General features: G+C 67.7%; 17 protein-coding genes and 2 pseudogenes. 5 read left to right on the forward strand and 14 right to left on the reverse strand.

What is annotated here, in order from left to right; genetic code table 11:
* Positions 1-113: 113 nt before the first annotated feature.
* The 3 genes from J2X09_RS02940 (at position 114) to J2X09_RS02950 (ending at position 4212) form a co-directional block, all read left to right on the forward strand.
* Positions 114-644: a hypothetical protein gene (locus tag J2X09_RS02940; protein ID WP_103738758.1), complete on the forward strand. Its 531-nt coding sequence runs from the start codon at positions 114-116 to the stop codon at positions 642-644.
* Between the two features lie 115 nt (positions 645-759).
* A complete protein-coding gene (locus J2X09_RS02945; protein WP_053063198.1) occupies positions 760-3486 on the forward strand; it encodes an HsdM family class I SAM-dependent methyltransferase in 2727 nt (908 codons plus the stop codon).
* Positions 3487-3651: 165 nt separating this feature from the next.
* A complete protein-coding gene (locus J2X09_RS02950) occupies positions 3652-4212 on the forward strand; it encodes a hypothetical protein (protein ID WP_139222812.1) in 561 nt (186 codons plus the stop codon).
* Positions 4213-4306: 94 nt separating this feature from the next.
* Here J2X09_RS02950 and J2X09_RS02955 read toward each other — a convergent pair whose 3' ends face one another.
* The 11 genes and pseudogenes from J2X09_RS02955 to J2X09_RS03005 form a co-directional block, all read right to left on the reverse strand.
* Positions 4307-4840 carry an adenine nucleotide alpha hydrolase family protein gene (locus J2X09_RS02955; RefSeq protein WP_175518477.1) on the reverse strand — a complete coding sequence of 178 codons (534 nt, stop codon included), beginning with the start codon at positions 4838-4840 and terminating at the stop codon, positions 4307-4309.
* A gap of 137 nt (positions 4841-4977) precedes the next feature.
* Positions 4978-5187, reverse strand: a pseudogene (locus J2X09_RS02960) (diflavin oxidoreductase); the annotation flags it as partial.
* Positions 5188-5238: 51 nt separating this feature from the next.
* A pseudogene (locus J2X09_RS02965) lies at positions 5239-5322 on the reverse strand (hypothetical protein); the annotation flags it as partial.
* A 457-nt stretch (positions 5323-5779) separates the two neighbouring features.
* Complete coding sequence (locus tag J2X09_RS02970) at positions 5780-6304, reverse strand: hypothetical protein (RefSeq protein WP_059400423.1); 525 nt, start codon at positions 6302-6304, stop codon at positions 5780-5782.
* A gap of 41 nt (positions 6305-6345) precedes the next feature.
* Complete coding sequence (locus J2X09_RS02975) at positions 6346-6849, reverse strand: DUF7694 domain-containing protein (RefSeq protein ID WP_059400422.1); 504 nt, start codon at positions 6847-6849, stop codon at positions 6346-6348.
* Positions 6850-7098: 249 nt separating this feature from the next.
* Positions 7099-8139 (reverse strand): N-6 DNA methylase, encoded by a 1041-nt coding sequence (locus tag J2X09_RS02980; protein ID WP_059400421.1) that lies wholly within the window; start codon positions 8137-8139, stop codon positions 7099-7101.
* Between the two features lie 159 nt (positions 8140-8298).
* A complete protein-coding gene (locus tag J2X09_RS02985) occupies positions 8299-10101 on the reverse strand; it encodes a helix-turn-helix domain-containing protein (protein WP_059400420.1) in 1803 nt (600 codons plus the stop codon).
* 144 nt (positions 10102-10245) lie between these two features.
* Positions 10246-11202: a hypothetical protein gene (locus tag J2X09_RS02990; protein WP_139222811.1), complete on the reverse strand. Its 957-nt coding sequence runs from the start codon at positions 11200-11202 to the stop codon at positions 10246-10248.
* Positions 11199-11933 (reverse strand): hypothetical protein, encoded by a 735-nt coding sequence (locus J2X09_RS02995; protein WP_139222810.1) that lies wholly within the window; start codon positions 11931-11933, stop codon positions 11199-11201. The genes J2X09_RS02990 and J2X09_RS02995 overlap by 4 nt, the downstream gene beginning before the upstream one ends.
* Positions 11934-12050: 117 nt before the next feature.
* Positions 12051-12329, reverse strand: coding sequence for a hypothetical protein (locus J2X09_RS03000; RefSeq protein ID WP_059400417.1), 279 nt, complete (start codon positions 12327-12329; stop codon positions 12051-12053).
* Between the two features lie 41 nt (positions 12330-12370).
* A complete protein-coding gene (locus tag J2X09_RS03005; RefSeq protein WP_059400416.1) occupies positions 12371-12706 on the reverse strand; it encodes a hypothetical protein in 336 nt (111 codons plus the stop codon).
* 132 nt (positions 12707-12838) lie between these two features.
* Between J2X09_RS03005 and J2X09_RS03010 the strand changes: the two genes are divergently transcribed.
* Both J2X09_RS03010 and J2X09_RS03015 read left to right on the forward strand, forming a co-directional pair.
* Complete coding sequence (locus J2X09_RS03010) at positions 12839-13108, forward strand: hypothetical protein (protein WP_059400415.1); 270 nt, start codon at positions 12839-12841, stop codon at positions 13106-13108.
* Positions 13105-13530: a type II toxin-antitoxin system PemK/MazF family toxin gene (locus tag J2X09_RS03015; protein WP_059400414.1), complete on the forward strand. Its 426-nt coding sequence runs from the start codon at positions 13105-13107 to the stop codon at positions 13528-13530. The genes J2X09_RS03010 and J2X09_RS03015 overlap by 4 nt, the downstream gene beginning before the upstream one ends.
* Before the next feature lie 51 nt (positions 13531-13581).
* Here J2X09_RS03015 and J2X09_RS03020 read toward each other — a convergent pair whose 3' ends face one another.
* From J2X09_RS03020 to J2X09_RS03030, 3 genes are all read right to left on the reverse strand, one after another.
* Entirely contained in the window at positions 13582-14091 is a 510-nt protein-coding gene (locus J2X09_RS03020; protein WP_242455314.1) for a hypothetical protein, read from the reverse strand.
* A 443-nt stretch (positions 14092-14534) separates the two neighbouring features.
* Positions 14535-15434 (reverse strand): hypothetical protein, encoded by a 900-nt coding sequence (locus J2X09_RS03025; protein ID WP_059400413.1) that lies wholly within the window; start codon positions 15432-15434, stop codon positions 14535-14537.
* 140 nt (positions 15435-15574) lie between these two features.
* Positions 15575-16399, reverse strand: a complete 825-nt coding sequence (locus tag J2X09_RS03030; protein WP_242455313.1) for a hypothetical protein — start codon at positions 16397-16399, stop codon at positions 15575-15577.

Raw genomic sequence — 16399 nt, forward strand, 5'->3', positions numbered from 1 at the left:
GCACGCCTCGTGCTCTGAACGGAGATATCACTCCTCGCAGAACCGGACCGTTCTGCGCTGCAAATGCATAGAGCTGCGTTGATCATACGCATGTCTGCGTGTAAAATACGCAGATGCGATCCATAACCATCAGCGACCTGTGCGAACTCACGGGCTACTCGCGCGACCAGATGCGCGGGCTGCTGGCTGAATTGCCACGTTTCGCGCGTAGGCATGCTGAGGCGCGGGTGGCTCGCGTGTACTCAAACCATGATGTGATGTTGGTGGTGGTGCTCTGTCGGCTGGAGACGGTGTATGGTCTTAGGAGAAGCATCGTCTCTGCTCTCTGCGAATCGATCGCTGCGAGCTTGACGGCACCGCGCAAAGTCAGCAAGCAGGCCTGCTTGATCTTGCGGGCCCACGATGCAACATGCGAATACGTCGATACAGCACCTCTGATCGACGATGGCTTGGTTGTCGCGCTGGGACCTATTTTCCTGGCCATCGACTCCTATCTACTACCGACGCCGCTGGTACAGCGAGACGTGGGACTCTCCGCCACTGGCACGCAACACAACCCCGCCACCGCAAAGGCTGTCGGACGTCAAGGACGTGTCGCGCGTGAGATGGTGCCTCGACATCGAGAGCGGTCGAACCATGGGTAATCGTCCGCCTTGGTGGGATGCTTGGCTGCGACCAGACACCGGCGCACAAGTAAAGGGGCTTGTGCGGGTACTCGGCTACCTGCCCGATGGCCGTCCACCCGAAGAAGTCGCCACCATGGAGAAGGCAGCCGAGTACGGGGCTGACGCCGTGTTCTTCGAGATTGAACAGCACGGTAGACGTGCCTCGGCGCAAGCCTTCATCTATGGCGTCAACACGTTGGCTGATGATCGGGAGTTTGCCGAGCGTCACCGCATGCTCTGGAGTTGGGGTGGCGTGCCCTTGGTGTATCGGCGTACGCCAGGATTGCTGCAGTTGTTCCGTTGTGCGCATCGTCCCGACTTTCTCACTGATGACGGGCGCATCCAGTGCAACCCAATCAAGTATCTGGATCTGGCTACGGCAATAGAGCTCGATCCCTGGTGGGATGAGGACAGTATCCGTAGCGGAACACTGTGGACGGATCCTGCAACCTGTGACCTGCTTCTGTCGAACAGCAAGGCAGCACACAAAAGCCTGTTCGATGCGTTCAAGCGGCTGAGCAGCTATCTCGACGAGAAGAACATTCTTCCGAAGCGTTTGCGTCGCCGGTTGTTGATCCTGTCGTTGCTGATTGCCTACCTAGAACAACGAGGCGTTTTCGGCGAAGGTTTTTTTGCAGCTTTTCAGCCCGATGCACAACGCTTTTTCGAGGTTTTGGGTAACGGACCGGCTCTGGTCAAGTTGCTTGCAGCCTTGGAAGACCGGTTCAACGGCAACGTGTTCACACTGGAACCGTCGGAAGTGGACAAGCTTCTGAGCACCCAGCAGTTGGAGCGCTTCGCTCGAATGATCGAAGCACGTGAGAATCAGACGGGCCAGCTGTCGCTGTGGGATCTGTATTCGTTCCGGGACTTGCCGGTCGAGTTGATCAGCCAGATCTACCAGTTGTTTGTGGAGAACGAGGACAGCTCGGTCTACACCCCTCCATTCCTAGTGCGGTTCCTGGTGGAGGAAGCCCTGAACTGGGATGCACTTGACCACATCACTTCGCACAACCAAGTGGTGCTGGATCCGTCTTGCGGCTCCGGCGTGTTCCTGGTGGAGGCCTACAAGCGCCTAGTGTTGCACTGGCGCCTGCGTCATCAGTGGCGGCGCCCGGACAAGCATGTGCTGCAGAGCTTGCTGGCTTTCGTCCATGGGGTCGATCTTGAGGAGGACGCCGTCGAACTCGCCGGTTTCAGCCTGTGCTTGGCCATGTGCGACGCCTTGCAGCCGGCACAGATCCGGCGCAGCATCAAGCTGTTCCCGAACCTGCGTCAACAGACATTGCATCATGGCTGTTTCTTTGCAGCCAAAGAGGCCGGGCAGTTGCCGGCCCGAATTGGGGCCGTCCTGGGCAATCCACCGTTCGCGTCCACACTGCAGACACCGGCCACCCAACGGGCCTATGCACGGTATCAAACCGAGCATCACAAGAAACTCCCCGACAAGCAGGCGGGCTACCTCTTTCTGCACGAGGCCAGCGAGATCATGGAGGACGGTGCAACGATCTCCATGCTGCAGCAGTACAACTTTTTGTACAACCAGAATGCGCTCGCGTTTCGGCAGCAGTACCTGGAGCGCTACTGGGTGCGCGAGATCCTGGACTTCGTTTCGGTGCGTGGCCTTTTCCAGAAGGGCGATGCCGATACCAAAGTCATTGTTGTCGTGGCGCAAAAGCGAGTCCGTCCCGACACCGCCACTTTGCTCCATGCAACGTTCCGCCGAACCGGCCGCATTGACGCCGAGCAGGGACTGGATCTGGACTACTACGACCTGCACGTCGTGCCATATCGCGTTGCACAGACGAACGACCGCCTCTGGCGTGCAAACCTCCTGGGAGGCGGTCGAACCTTGTCGCTTGTGAACCGGTTAGCACAGATGCGCACGCTGCGCCAATATGCGGAACAGCGGGATTGGGACGTTGGCGAAGGCTTCATTGTTGGCAAAAAAGTCCAGCGTAAGCGCGCGCCCCATCTAACAGGACATCCCTATCTGCCCTCCAAGGCGTTGACGACAAGCGGCATCGACGAGTCCCAGATTCAGCCCCTGAAAGACGAGTTTTTCCGCTCGGCGTATACCGAGCGACGCTTCACCCCGCCAATGTTGCTGGTGCGTGAACAGATGCACCTCGCCCACGCAGTATGGCAAGGGCACTACCTAACGTATAGCCAGCGGATGGTTGGCTTCTGCGCGCCGCAGAAGGACTTGCCAAAGCTCAACGCCATTGATCGTTGGATGAGCGCCGAAAAGCGCACTCTGCGGGCCTATTTGGCTCTGACCAGCCCCGGGCTGTTCGCTCAAAAGGCGACTGCGCTGCAGGCCGACGATATCTACTCGATTCCATACCCTGCTGACGGATCGTTCGATCTGAGCGACAACGAGCGCATCGTGGTCGACGACATCGTGGACTACCAGTCGGATCTGATACGGCTGGGGGAATCGTCGATAGCGATGCGCCAGGTCGCCGATGAAGACCTCCAGGTGTACGCGGAGGTTCTGGCGAATCAGGTCAACGCACTATACGGGTCACCCAGCTTCGGGCTGCGTGGCCAGTTCAGTTGGTCGGGTGCGGTGTGCCAAGCCTACGCGTTTGGCGACGCTCAGATCGATTGGTCAGGGGCGGAAGAACTGCGAGACCGCATCTCGGCTTTGCTGCACGCACCATCGCACCAGCACCTGGCTCTCACGCGCATCTGCCGACTGTATGACCACCGTTTCCTGTTCATACTGAAACCTGACCGTTTGCGCTACTGGATGCGCTCCGTCGGACTGCGCGATGCCGATGACATCTTGGCAGATCTGCGGGCCCAGGGCTACTAGCGAGGCGCGATGCTGGCGGACGGATCTACCTCTCACGCATTGGGCCAATTGGCCTCGGGGTTTCTTGCCGAAGGCCAATCTCGTGCCGCCATCCTGGACTTTATTCTCGGACAGCTCCCCCGCTGGCGAGACCGGCCTGATCGACCTCTACGCACCAGCGAGACGATGCTTACGTCGCAACTGTGCGCCCACCTCAACAGTGCAGCACGCAAGACTCCAGGCTGGGATTGCCTGCAATTTCGTGTGGAGGAAGCTGATGAGACACATGTCTCGCGCAAGATCGATCTCGTGGCTGCGGCTGCAGGCGATGCGCTGATCGTGCAAGGTCGGAGCTACAGTGATTTCGAGACGATTTTGCCAATTGAATGCAAGCGACTGCCCATTCCCGTCGGCTCGGGACGAGACGAGCGCGAATACGTCGTGACACGCGTTGGAGTGGGTGGAGGTATCCAACGCTACAAGGAGGGCAAGCATGGTGCTGCGCATGTTCGTGCAGCCTTGATCGCGTACGTGCAGGAACAAAGCTTCGATCATTGGCTTGCTTTGATCAGTGGCTGGATTCATGACTTACACACCAGTGGTACTCCCGGCTGGTCGGTCGCCGATGCGCTGGTAACTCATGGTCAAGACCCCACGGCCGGCATTGCGGTACATGAGTCAGTGCATAGCCGGAACAGTCTGCCTTCAATCCACTTGCGCCACCTGTGGGTGAAGATGACGCTCTAGTGCGATGACCGGGCTGAAAGTTTGCAAAGCCGTGAACACCTGCTCCCACTGCTGAATCCAACAGATTCACGAGGTTCCAACACACACTCTCGTGTCAATTCACACTTCCTCTTCGCCTCCGACCGTAAGGTCGCAATCCAATTGCGTTTGCTGCTGCTCGAGGATGGCAGTTCGACATGGGGCATGCGCTATTTACAATGTCTCGTTCCCCATAACTGGTACAGAACCTGGAGGACGCCGAACTCCACGGCATGATGAGCTTGACGCACGACAGCGCTCGGTAACGCCGCACGTTGGTCTCCCAGCGCACCCCCCAGCGGTCCACCATGTCGCCGGCCGGCCTGCGGACGGTCACCAGTTCCCAGCCCAGCCTTTGCGCGAGGCGCTCGCACACCGGCGCCGAATCCTTCCACTCAATCCGGCCCAGGTCGCTGTGGATCAGGACCCGCTGCCCCATATGCCCGATGGCGTCGAGATGGCTGCACACGCGGTACGCGAGCGCCTGGCTGTCCTTGCCACCGCTCACCCCCACATAGGCCGGCGCGTGCTCCGCCAGTGCCGCGTCGATCATGGGATCGCGGGCGATGTCGAAGCGCGGTGCGGGAACGGAGCCAGGGCGGGTTGTCATGCTCCCAGCATCCCTGCGAACAGCGCGCATTCAAGGGCGGCCCCGCACGCGCGCCCTCCTCATTCGCCTCCAGCTTGCCGCCGGGGCTGCAGGGAGGCTGTCGTCCCGCGCGCTCTGAACAGCAGCGCACGTTCTCCTCAATAGACGTCGCGGGCATAGCGCCGGTCTCTCGACATACAGGCCAGGTAGTCCGTGGCGGCATCCGCCGTCATGGCGCCATGCTCCTGCACGATCTGCCGGAGCGCTGCATCCACGTCCCTGGCCATGCGGCCGGCATCGCCGCAAACATAGAAGTGCGCGCCCTCCTGCAACCAGGCCCACAGCAGCGCGCCCTGCTCCCGCAACCGTCCGAAGTTCGTGGGGTGGGTCTTGATGCCGGAGACTTTGACCACCTTGCCACCCTGCACGTCCAGGGCCATGCCGCAGCCCACCCCGCAATAGGGGCACACGGTCTTCACCGAGGTCGTGGTCGCCGAGTTCATCCCGTCCTCCCGGAGAGCCGCTGCGCGCGGCGCAGGGGGTCCTGCGGCGGTCGGCAACAGCAGCCTGTCGAATGCGCAAAAAAAACGCGTCCGCACCTTCCTGACCACCGCGCTGAAGCGATGAAGGAACGTGCGGACGCCGTTGTCCTGCCTGAATCACGCCCAACATCGGGCGAGGTCCATGGATCTGCCTAGATCATGGATCCGGTGTCGCAAGACTTGTGCCAGCGATATACCTCCACGGATATAGCGCCGGTACACCGACAAGCCTGCGCTTGCTGCACCAGAACGCAGCAGCCGACATGCGGCAGTGCCCGGCTTGGTGCGCTGCACCGGAATGCTGGCGGCGGCTACAGGCCGTCGGTGCGACCCTCCACGACCTGCAGCAGCATCAGCATCACCCGCCGCGAAAGCTGCTGCGGCGAGTGCACGCACAGGCTGAGGACCGGGGTCGGGGTCAGCCCGGCAACTCCAACGCCGCCACCAGCGCCTCGGTCATCGCTTCATTGAGCGCGCGCGGCACGTCGAAGGTCTCGTGCAACGTGTTCATCGCATGGAACAGGCGGTGCATCACGCGGCCCAGCTGTTCGGGCGCGCGCATCCGGTAGCTGACCGCGGCGCCCTGCCCGGGCTGCGGCTCCGCGTCCACCAGCATCAGCACGATCAGCTTCAACTGGTCGGGCAGGGGCAGCAGGAAGTGCAGCCAATAGCCCCACTGCGCATCGACCGCGCGGAAGAAGCGCACGCATTCGGGGATCAGCGGCAGCGGCCGGGGATCGTCGTCGTAGCCTTCGACCTGGATCACCATGCGGCCGGCGAAGCGCATCACCTGGTTCGCGTCATCGCTGAACAGCAGGAGCCGCTCGACCGTGCTGCCGACGCGGAAGGCCTCGATGTCGGCGCGGGTGATGACGACGATGGCCAGGTCCGCCTTCGGCGACAGGCGACCGAATCCGTCGGCATCCGTGATTCTGATTTCCATGGCAAATGCTCCTATGTGTGGTGGTGCGGCCTCGCGGCCGCTCAGTCCTCATCCTTGGCAGCGTGCGCGGGAGGGGCCGCGCCATCGAGCGGCCGCTGCCGGGCCCCCTGCGCCGCTGCGGCGCGCGCATCCATCACCTCGCGGGTGCGAAACCCGACCGGCAGCCGCACCTGGGGGTCGGCGAAGACCCACAGATGGAACTGGTTCGCCGTGTCCACGAGCCGCGACTCGGCCGGATAGACCTCGAAGCCCTCGTGCTCCTCGCCGACGATGGCGTTCTTGATCCGCTGCAGATCGCGCCAGTCGTGGATGGGCGCGCGGTCGCGGCGCTTGATCGACAGCCAGAGCATGTCGCTGGTGTCCGGCCCGAAGGGCGCCGCGATCCGCTGGACGTTGACCTGGTAGCGCTCGTTCACGTAGACGCGCTGGCGCCTAAGCGCCGCAGCCTGCGCGCGCGCCGCTTCCACGTCGATCCCGAAGCGCGCGGCCAGCACACGCGGATTGAACGCGCCATCGGGCAGGCGCGCGGCTTCGAAGGGGCCCATCGGCGGCAGGGGCGTCTCGAGCCGCTGCAGCGCGATGGCGCTGTTGTCCAGGCGGTGCGAGCGCCGCTGCCCACGCCTCCCGCTCGCCTGCGACCGTGGGGCCGACCTCGGCGCTAGCCATGCCCGGCCGCATCCAGGTGAACCAGCACGCGCCGGCCAGATCGGCGCCGTCCTCCGGCCGGCCACGGTGGACCTCGTAGCCATCGGCCTGCAGCAGGCGCCGCACTTCTTCGCAGAATCGGGTCGTGTTCATGATGAAGGGGGTGTTTCGTCGTCGGGGCGGCCGCTGTCGCCGCGTTGCCCAAGCTTCCCGCGCTTGCGCGCGGGTTCAACCCCGCCGGGCGGCGGCCGCGCCGTATCCTGGGTGCCGTCAGGCCCGAACAGCAGCCTCTGCACGTGCGCGCGTGGCAGGTGCGGCGCGGAGCCCGGCTCGCGGGCGGCGGCATGCGTGCGCGTCGCCGACGCCGAAGCCCCGTGGCCTCCATCGCCCCCATGCCGCGGCACCTCGCCGGTGCCGGCTCCGGCGGCCGGTTGCCCCTCGGGCGCGGATGCCTCCTCGCTGGCGAACCGGCGCTGCAGGCGGTATCGCCAGCCGCCGAGCACATGGGCCGGGGTATGCCACCGGCTCCAGACCTCTCCGCTCAGCGAGTTGCCATGCACCACGACGGCCGGGATGTGCAGCAGCGCGAGCTGCAGGAAACTCATGTGGACGCACCGCACGTCGATGTCGACGCACGTGGCGTGCAGGACCTGCTGGTAGTTCAGCCCCGCCGCATGCAGCGCGTCGGCCATCGCGATCACCATCCCCCCTGCCCCGCAGGCGGGCTCCATGACGTCGACGAAGCCATTGGCTTCGACCTCGCCCCTGGCGGCGGCCGCGTCCCCCACGAGGACCCGCGCCATGAGCTGCGAGACGTGGAACGGCGTGAACACCTGGCCCGCCCTGTCGTTGCCCAGGTCCAGCGTCATGTACAGGCTGCCGAGCAGGTCCTCGAACTCGCCTTGCGCGCAGCACTGTTCCATCGCGAGGGAGAGGTACCCCAGCATGCGCGGAAAGCGCTCAAAGTCCTCGCGCGGGTACTTCTTCACGATGTCGTGGTAGCGGGCCTCCCGCTGGTCGAACTGGGCCTTGTCCACCGCGTTGCTGATCGACAGGCACGACAGCTCGATGAAGTCGGCGAACACGTCGCGAACGCTCCAGCGCGGCGCCATGCCCTGCAGCAGCGCGACAAGCTCGCGCCGTGGATCCTCGATTCCCCGGCCTTCCCGGCCGGAAGGGTGTTGCTTCATCACGTTCTCCTTCGTCCTCGCGATGGCGAGGCGTCGGAGACAGGTTCGAAGGCAAAGCAGGCGGATCAACCCCGCGTCCGGCGGGGCCCGGCCAGGGCCGTGGCCTGGACGCCGGCGCATCGGACAGCGCCGATGGCGGCTCCAGGCCGGCGCTGCCGCTCAGGGGGTCGGGGACGGGTCCTGCGCGCACTCGAGCCACGCCGGCCGCCGGGCGCGGTGGAACCGGCAGGTGGCCCAGTGGCGCCGGGCCCGTGCGCGCAAGGCCTCCTGGTGGTAGCGCCGCTGGCCCGGCGTGCCCCGGTACGCCAGCTCCCCTGCGTTCACCCAGTGCTGGATGGTTGTGGCGCTCACCCCGGCCTCGCGCGCGGCGGCGCCCAGGCTCAGCCATTCGGGGGCCTGCGGCTCGCGCACTGCCTGGGGATGCCGCAGCGCTTCACGCAGCCGCTCCACCATCGGCCCGGTGAGGTACTGGCGGCGCCGGTCCCAGCGCGCCTGCGCCACGCGGACGGTGCCGTCGCGCTTGCGCGCCTTCACCCAGGCCAGCGGCACGTCCAGCAGTGCCGCCGCCTCTTCCAGCGTGTGGCCCTCCTGGGATTCCCGCCGCTTGATGGCCGCCTGCACCGTCACCAGCGGGATGCCCCGGGCCGTCCGCCACGTGAGCCCGTCGAGCAGCACGCGCAGGCGCTCGATGGAGACGCCCACGCGGCGCGCGGCCTCCGCTTCGCTGAACCCCAGCCGCTCGCGCAACTGCGCGCACTGCTGGCGCAGCACGTAGTCCCTGCCGCGCATCGCGCCCTCCGTGCCGTGTTTGGAGCCCAGGGTGCCCGCCGCGATGTGCTGGCGCAGTTCGCGCGGCGTGAACAGGTACTGGCGACAGGCCGTCTCCAGCGCGATCCAGGACCGTTCTCCCTCGCCGCTGGGGCAGCGGCGAGCGATCCACCGCGTGGCGTCGGTGCGGGTCACGTAGAGCGTGCCGTTGCAGGACGCGGCCGCCAGGACGCCGCTGGCGATGGCGCGGCGCACGTGGCTCTGCGGGCAGCAGGCCGCCGCGGCCACCTCCGCCACCGTGCTTCCGGGCGTCCAGGGCCGCGTCAGGTGGCGCTTGGCGCCCTGGGCCAGGCCCGGGTAGCGCGCCGCGAAGTCGTCGAAGTCCTTCGGCGCCCCCTGCACGCCCCAGATGTCCCGGCAGGTCGCGCAGTCCTCGGGGTGGCGCCGCTGCTGCCACCGGCGCCAGGTGGCCCGCAGGTTGTCGGCCAGGGGCTTGCCATGCCAGGGCATGGGCCGGCCCGCGCGCCGGTCCGCGATGAGCTGGCGCGCCATGTCGGCCGCGATGTGCCAGGTGCCGAACTGCGTGGACGGCCCGGGCACCCCGAAGGGGTTGCAGCGCAGGGCCGTCGGCACATGGCCCATGCGCGCGAACTCGGACAGTTTGTCGCTGCGGATGCCCAGGGGTTCGCGCAGGGATGCAAGGCGCACGAAGCCCTCGGGTGGCGCGGCGCGCTGCGCCTTCCAGGCGGCCCAGGCCGCGTGCGGTATCACGAGCCGGCGGCCGACCTTGTGCGCGGCGAGCGCGCCGCTGCGGATGGCCTGGTGGATCAGCGCCGTCGAGCCAACCTCGCGCCCGGCCTCGGTGGTCGTGATGCCGCCGAGCACGTCGCCCGACTGCAGGCCGATCAGATGGACGCGCCCCTGCACGGCCACGGCGGTGCGCTCGGCGGCCGCATCGCCCGTGCGTTCGCGCAGGCGCGCCGTGAGCACCTGCGCGATTTCTTCCGTCCCGAGCTGGCCCACCAGCCCAGCCAGCAGAGCGACCTCCGGCGCCTGCCACTCGTAGCCGCCCCGCCCCGTCCTGCGCGGCGCGGGCCATTCCTCCTCGGCCGGAGCGCGGCCGTGCCGCAGGGCGAACAGTTCGGCGAAGTCGAGCGGCCTGTCCCGCCTCTCGCAGGCGCCCGTCCGCCGCACCGACGCGACCGCCTCGGGCGACCCCGAGCACGGTGGCCAGATGGTGCACGGCCGCGCGCCAGCCGTGCGCGAGCACGAAGTCCACCCAGCGCGGTTCCTCGTCCGCGCCGCCCGGAACAAGCGCGGCAGCATCGTGCCGTTCCATCATCGCGTCTCCAGTTCGTCCTGCAGCGCGGCAGCGCCGGCCAGCATCTGCTGGGTGGACAGCCCCGCGATGGCGCCCAGCAGGCCCACCACCGGATCGGTCAAGGCCTGCAGGCGCCCGGTCGGGATGCCCCGCATGGCGCGGTCCCATTGGCTGAAGGTGGCCGGCAGGGTCCGGCGCACGGGCCGGGCCTTGGGCGCCACCCTGGCCAACGCCTGCGCCATCGGCATGCGCACCTTCTCGACGCCGCGGCGCGAGAGACAGAAGAATTCGCCCGGCGCCAGCGCATTGAGGTCCGTGAACTCGATGCGCGATGCCCGGAACTGCGGCGCCAGTGCCGCCCAGGCAGTCGCGTCCTCCTGGCAGCCGATCAAGGTCAGGTTCTTGTTCGCGAAGAGCGTGCGGTGCAGCGTGCCGGTGTACCGCAAGGCAGTGATGAACAGGTCGAGGGCGCGCTTGCGGCCCCGGCCGGCGAACTCGTTGATGATGCCGGCGGCCTCGCCCGCATCTTCGGCGCATTTCTTGGCGGTGCTGAACAACTGTCCCTCGTCCACCACGACGAACAGCGGCTTTCGGATGCGCTCGGCCGCGTCGAGGATGGCGCGGCCATAGGGCAGGAACGCGGTGGCATCGCGCGCGCTGACCACGACGATGGACTGCGCGCGGCTTTGCAGCAGCGCGGCCAGATGCTCCGCGTCGCGCACCGCCGCGCCGTAGAGCGACTCCATCTCGCTTTCAGGGTCGATCAGCACGCTGACCCAGCCCTGGGCCGACAGCTGCTCGGCCATCAGCAGGCCGGCATTGGTCTTGCCCATGCCGCGCGGGCCAACCGCGACCGCCAGCAGGCCCGTGGTGGCGTACTCGGCCAGGTCGATCGGCGCGCCGCCGAGGTCCAGGTGCGCGGTCAGCATCTCTTCGCGCCGGATGACGGCGTGGGGGACCATAGGGTGGTTCATTGCCCGTCCTCCGGCTGCAGCAGCGTGTCGCGCAGGCAGAGCACCTGCTTGGGGTTCAGCGAGAACACCACGGCGAAGTCGTCGATGACCTGCTCCGTGATGGCGGCCAGCAGCCCCGAGCGGCGCGCCTGGGCGATCAGCTTGCGCTGGGCCGCCCAGCCGTGGCCGCCCGCAGGGGCTGCCGCCGTGAAGGTGCCGATCTGCGCATGCAGCTGGTCCATGCCGTACGGCGTGGCATCGGGGCCGAGGTCGCAGGCGAGCCGCTCGTTGAGCAGCGCGAGCAACTGCTGGGCCGGCATGAAGCCGTGCACCTTGCGGATCAGCGCGCGCTCGGCTTCGGTGAACTCGCGCGCAGGCGCCGACGGCGCGCGCGCGGCCAGGGCCGCGGGCGCCGTGGGCGGCGAGGCGCCGGGCTGGCCCAGCCCCAGGCGGCGCGCCTCGGGCCGGCGCTTGCAGGCGCCGCACAGCGCCAGCGAGGGGTCGTCGTCCTCCTCCGCACCGAGGATGCAGGTGCACAGGCGGCAGCGCAGGGACGCTTGCGCGGCGGCCGGCGGGACGACCCCGTCCTCACGCGGGTGCGGGTGCGCCTGCTTGGCCGACAACGCCCCGGGGTGCGCGCAGGGTGCGGACGGCGCCGATGAGGGCGTCTGTCTGCGCGTCGTGCAGTCGGGCCAGGGCGGGCGCTTGGCCGGCGCGTCGCGCGATGGAAGATCGAGAAGGGAAGATGGCATGGCGAGGCTCCTGTGTGTTTCCAGGCTATCGCCTCGCCTTGCGCCTTCAAGGGCGCATGCGGCCGGTTCCCGCGCGCCGGCCTCTTTCCCGATGCGGTGGGCGCTCCGCAGCCGCCCTCAGACCTGCAGGGCCGGGTTGAGCAGGTCGATGCCGGCGCCCTTGCACTTGATCCATGGACCGCAAGGATGGTCCTCGCCGTCCCACGCGCCCAGCGCCGCGAGCGCGTCCTGTCCGTGCCCGTAGCAATAGCGGCGCTCGTAGCCTTCCCAGGTGAGGCCGACCACAAGGCCGAAGGTGAAGTTGAAGCGACGGACGCCGCAGACCACGCCGCCGATCCGCCGCAACTGGCGGTAGCCCTGGTTCTGCAGCCAGGCGTCGAGCGCGCCAGCGTTCACGGCCCCGGCCTCGGCCGACCACCCCGCTCGGCACCTCTCACCTAGTCACGTTCGAACGAGAACGCCCCCGGCCGCGCCGCCCAGCGCGCTTTGGGATGGGCATCGAAGTCGGGATCGATCTGGCGGGCGAGCGCATCGACCTCGCGCTGCAGGCCACCGGTGTCAAGGCCGAGGACATGGGCGGCCGCACAGATGCCGCCGCCGAACTTGTCGAACAGGGCGGCGGCGACGGCCGGCGATTCGGCGCCCCGCTGCACGTCGGACGTGCGCCCCTCGGCCGCGCTGCGCACCTCGCGCCGGAGCTCGTCCAGCCATCGTTGCGCCTGCGCCTCTTCCTGCGTCGAGGCGTCCGGCCCACTGGTATCCGCCATCTTCATACCCCTTGTTTCACTGGAAAGATCATAGCCCTGGCCCCTGTCCGCGCTCGACGTCCCCCGGTGGCGGGCGGTTTGCAGGATGCCCTAAAAATATATATCCTATGCATATACCGAAATGACAAGGATCGTGCGATGCCCACCACCACCGGCCAGCAGCCGCTGAAGCTGAACTTCAAGGACGACACCCTCACGACGGTGTCGCGCGACGCGTTGAAGGCCATTGCCAGGAAACTGGGTTTCAACGAGACCCAGACGGTTCTCTACGCGCTCGCCAGGCTCAGGGACGAGGTGCTTGTCGAGCAGGACACGGAGAAGCTCCTGCCGCTCACCCGGACCCAGCACCAGGCGATCGCGAAGGCCGAGCCCAAGGGCAAAGGCAGGGTCATCGGTTCGCTGCTGTGAGCGCGACCTACTGGACACCCCGCCCGAAGCCCGGCGACATCGTCGAATGCCGCTTTCCCCAGCAAGTGGGCGTGCCGGGCCCCAAGGACCGGCCGGCCCTGGTGCTTCAGGTCGAGGAAGCGGCCGACGATCCCGCGGGTTCCGTCGTCGTGGTGGCGTACGCCACTTCGCAGAACACGACGGCGGTGTATCCGGGCGAGTTCGTGATCGATGCCAGCGCCAAGACAGGCCTGACCAAGGCCACCAAGTTCGACCTGGTCAACCACCACCGGCTGCCCTTCGATGATGCCTGGTTCGCGCCTGCGCCTGGCAAGACGCCGAAACATCCCCGGCGGGGCCGGCTCGACCTCCAGGACGCCGTGGTGAAGCGCAAACTGCAGTCGGCCATCCTGGAGGCCAGGAGTCAGCCCAAGGCCTTCTGAGGCCCGTCGCGACTCTCCGGACTTCGCCCGCCTGGGCGGGGCTCCAGCCGTTCACCGGATCGACGGGAACGACCCGGCCGCCATCCGGTGCTGCAGCGCGGCTTCGTAGATCGCGCCGCCCACGGCGGCGAGCGCCGTGAAGTCCTCGTCCGTCAGGCGCGTGCGCCGTTGCGACATCCAGCGCGCGAGCCCCACGACGGCCTCGTCGAGCGGCGGGTTGCGGTTGCGGACCGACAGGTCCTCGAAGACGGCGACGATGTCCTGCGCGGTCATGGCGGCCGCGTGGATCTTGGGCAGCGCCATCGTGGCATCCGCACCGTGGCTGCGGCGCGGGCGCCGGGGCATGCGCAGCACGTGGGCGATGTGACGGGCATACGTCGCGACCGCGCGCCAATAGCAGGCCATGGGGCCTTTGCGGCGGCGCCACGCGTTCTCGGCCTCGTCGTTGGCCTGGGCGCGCAGATCCATCAGGAGCCGCGCCAGCGCTGCACGCTCCGGGGCACCCAGCGCCTGCAGGCCCTGCGCGGCCGGCAAGCGCAGCAAGGGATTGAGATAGCCCATGGCGGTCACCTCCCCGGCGCGTCGGCGGCGCACGGCCCCGGTGGCCGGCGCACCGCGGTGCGCGGCGCTGCCGCCGTCGGCGGGCGGCGGTTCCCTGCAGGGGCTTTGGTGGAGCGAGACGGTATGGTCATGCGGCCAGTCTGGCCCCGGCATCGGCGCCATCAAGGGCGCACCCGCGCCCGCCCGAATGGCCCGCTGGCCCACCGCCTTCGGGGCTCCAACGGTCCGAAGGGTGCTGGTCCGGCCATGCCGCTGCTACGATCGGCACCGGGCCGAGCCCCCTGCTTTCCTCCCCGAGCAGGCCGCGCTCCGCCGCCACTGCGGAGCGTCTTGCCACCCCGGGCCGCATGCATTGCGCCCGGGGTGTTTCTTCCACGGCCCGGCCACCGCGCGGGCGCCGCGGACAAGATCACCTCCGCCGCGCGCGGCTGCCTCGCGAAGCCTCAGGCGTCCTTGAGCCGCCAGACGCCCCGCCCGGGCGACTCGAACCAATGCTCCGAGCGATTGAGCACCTGGCGCACCTTGGCCTGCCAATGCGGGTTCGCCTCGCAGCGGTTCGCCGCCGCGCCGCGCACGGCCTCGTAAAGCGTGGCCAGTTCCGCCTGCCCGCCCAACTGCATGAGGCACAGGTGGACGATGGCGCGCCACGTCGAGCGCAGCCGCTGGTGCGCCCCCGCCGCGAGTCCGCGCAGCACGCCGAACACCGTCGTCTCGCGGCGCCGCCACAGCAGGATGTATTCGTGCGTGATGCGCGGCAGCGCCATGCCGCGATAGGCGCGCGCATCGCTGCGCACGTTGTGCTGCGCCTTCAGCAGCACAGCCGCGAGCTCGTCCGAGGGCATGCGCGCGATGGCCTCGGCCTGGTAGGAGACATAGCGCCCGCCCTGCCGACGGTCCCCGATGATGGTGCCGTAGTGCCCCCCGGGACGCGCGGCGGCGCGCTGGTTGAGCAGCACGACCTGCAGCTTCTCGTGGAAGTCCTCGTCGTCGGCGCAGCGGCTCAGGTCGTCCGGATGCGCCTGCGTGCCCCAGACCTCGCCCGAATAGACGATCATGGGCCCATAGGGCACGTGCGAGATGCAGGCGTCCACGGGCTCGCCGCCGATGGTGGCCAGGATCGAGTGCCGCAGCGCGTTGAAGCCCATGCGCAGGTCCAGGCCGTGGGCGAGGATGCCTAGCTCGCGCGCCACCTCCACCGAGGTGCCGCTGCCCGCCATGGGATCGCAGAAGCTGCGGGGCCGCAGCATCTCGAACAAGGCGCGGTAGACATGGCCGGAGCAATTGCCCCGGTAGCGCGCGTTGCCCCATGGGCCGCGCTCTGGAAAGCTGAGGATGGATGACATGGCCGGATGGCTCCTTTGCGCGTCCAGTCTCCCGCGCGCCGCCTTCATTTCAAGCGCGGCGGCGCCTGCGGACGCGACGATCCCCCGGCAGCCGAGCTGCGCGGGGGATCCACGGTTCGTCGATGTCCTGCCAGGGACGGCTATCCGCCCTTCTCCGACGCCATGCGCTCCCGCATCTCCTCGACGAAGGCGAGCGGCTGCATCAGCCCGTACCGTGCGAGGCGCACGGGAATGTCCTCGGCGGCCAGCTCACCGTTCTCGATTCGCCGGCACAGGAAGTCAGCGATCTCGTCCTCGGACAAGGCGGCGGCGTCCGGGTCCCCGGGCTGCTCCGCGCCGAGGATCTCCGCGTCGGTGACCGAGACGCCGACGGTCCGCGAATGGAATCCCCAGTCGAGGCGCCCGACGAACTCGGCGAGACTCGCTCCCGCCGCGACGCGGACCTGCAGCGCCACCGTCAGATGGACGCAGGCCTTCACCGGCGCTTCCTCGTACCAGCGCCAGCGCGCGAACGCGAGGGCCTCGTCGGTGATGTCCGCCACGTCGTCCACGCCGAAGAACTCGCACACCGATTCCACGAGGGTGACCCGGAAAGGACCGTTCCACGCCACGTGCGCCTGCCCCACCGCGTCGCTGCTATCCCGGTTGTCGCGCAGCGCGCGCAGCTCTCCGCCCGCCATGCGTAGCACGTGGCCGGTCGCGTCGAACTCGAGCGCTTCGCACTCCACCGCCTCCTCCCTTGCGCTCCAGTATTCCTTGTGGAAGGTCCCGGTGATGCGGCGGTTCGTCACGCTCGCCAGCAGTCGGCCGTCGCGCTCCACGGTGAAGGTCGAGCACTCGCCGACCGGGATGCCTCCCATCAACTCTTCTGCGAGGCCGATCGCCTCGCAGAGTGTGCCCAGGTCGTCATAGCGACCGCCATCTTGAAAAACGCCATATCGAGGCATGTCCATCTCCTTGTTCAT

The organism is Hydrogenophaga laconesensis (genome assembly GCF_031457235.1).
GTDB lineage: Bacteria > Pseudomonadota > Gammaproteobacteria > Burkholderiales > Burkholderiaceae_C > Hydrogenophaga > Hydrogenophaga laconesensis.

What these genes read in the sequence shown, in the direction of transcription:
- J2X09_RS02940 (WP_103738758.1), top strand. Translation starts at nt 114, where the DNA reads ATGCGATCCATAACCATCAGCGACCTGTGCGAACTCACGGGCTACTCG.
- J2X09_RS02945 (WP_053063198.1), top strand. Translation starts at nt 760, where the DNA reads ATGGAGAAGGCAGCCGAGTACGGGGCTGACGCCGTGTTCTTCGAGATT.
- J2X09_RS02950 (WP_139222812.1), top strand. Translation starts at nt 3,652, where the DNA reads ATGCTTACGTCGCAACTGTGCGCCCACCTCAACAGTGCAGCACGCAAG.
- J2X09_RS02955 (WP_175518477.1), bottom strand. Translation starts at nt 4,840, where the DNA reads ATGACAACCCGCCCTGGCTCCGTTCCCGCACCGCGCTTCGACATCGCC.
- J2X09_RS02970 (WP_059400423.1), bottom strand. Translation starts at nt 6,304, where the DNA reads ATGGAAATCAGAATCACGGATGCCGACGGATTCGGTCGCCTGTCGCCG.
- J2X09_RS02975 (WP_059400422.1), bottom strand. Translation starts at nt 6,849, where the DNA reads ATGGGCCCCTTCGAAGCCGCGCGCCTGCCCGATGGCGCGTTCAATCCG.
- J2X09_RS02980 (WP_059400421.1), bottom strand. Translation starts at nt 8,139, where the DNA reads ATGAAGCAACACCCTTCCGGCCGGGAAGGCCGGGGAATCGAGGATCCA.
- J2X09_RS02990 (WP_139222811.1), bottom strand. Translation starts at nt 11,202, where the DNA reads ATGAACCACCCTATGGTCCCCCACGCCGTCATCCGGCGCGAAGAGATG.
- J2X09_RS02995 (WP_139222810.1), bottom strand. Translation starts at nt 11,933, where the DNA reads ATGCCATCTTCCCTTCTCGATCTTCCATCGCGCGACGCGCCGGCCAAG.
- J2X09_RS03005 (WP_059400416.1), bottom strand. Translation starts at nt 12,706, where the DNA reads ATGAAGATGGCGGATACCAGTGGGCCGGACGCCTCGACGCAGGAAGAG.
- J2X09_RS03010 (WP_059400415.1), top strand. Translation starts at nt 12,839, where the DNA reads ATGCCCACCACCACCGGCCAGCAGCCGCTGAAGCTGAACTTCAAGGAC.
- J2X09_RS03020 (WP_242455314.1), bottom strand. Translation starts at nt 14,091, where the DNA reads ATGGGCTATCTCAATCCCTTGCTGCGCTTGCCGGCCGCGCAGGGCCTG.
- J2X09_RS03025 (WP_059400413.1), bottom strand. Translation starts at nt 15,434, where the DNA reads ATGTCATCCATCCTCAGCTTTCCAGAGCGCGGCCCATGGGGCAACGCG.
- J2X09_RS03030 (WP_242455313.1), bottom strand. Translation starts at nt 16,399, where the DNA reads ATGAACAAGGAGATGGACATGCCTCGATATGGCGTTTTTCAAGATGGC.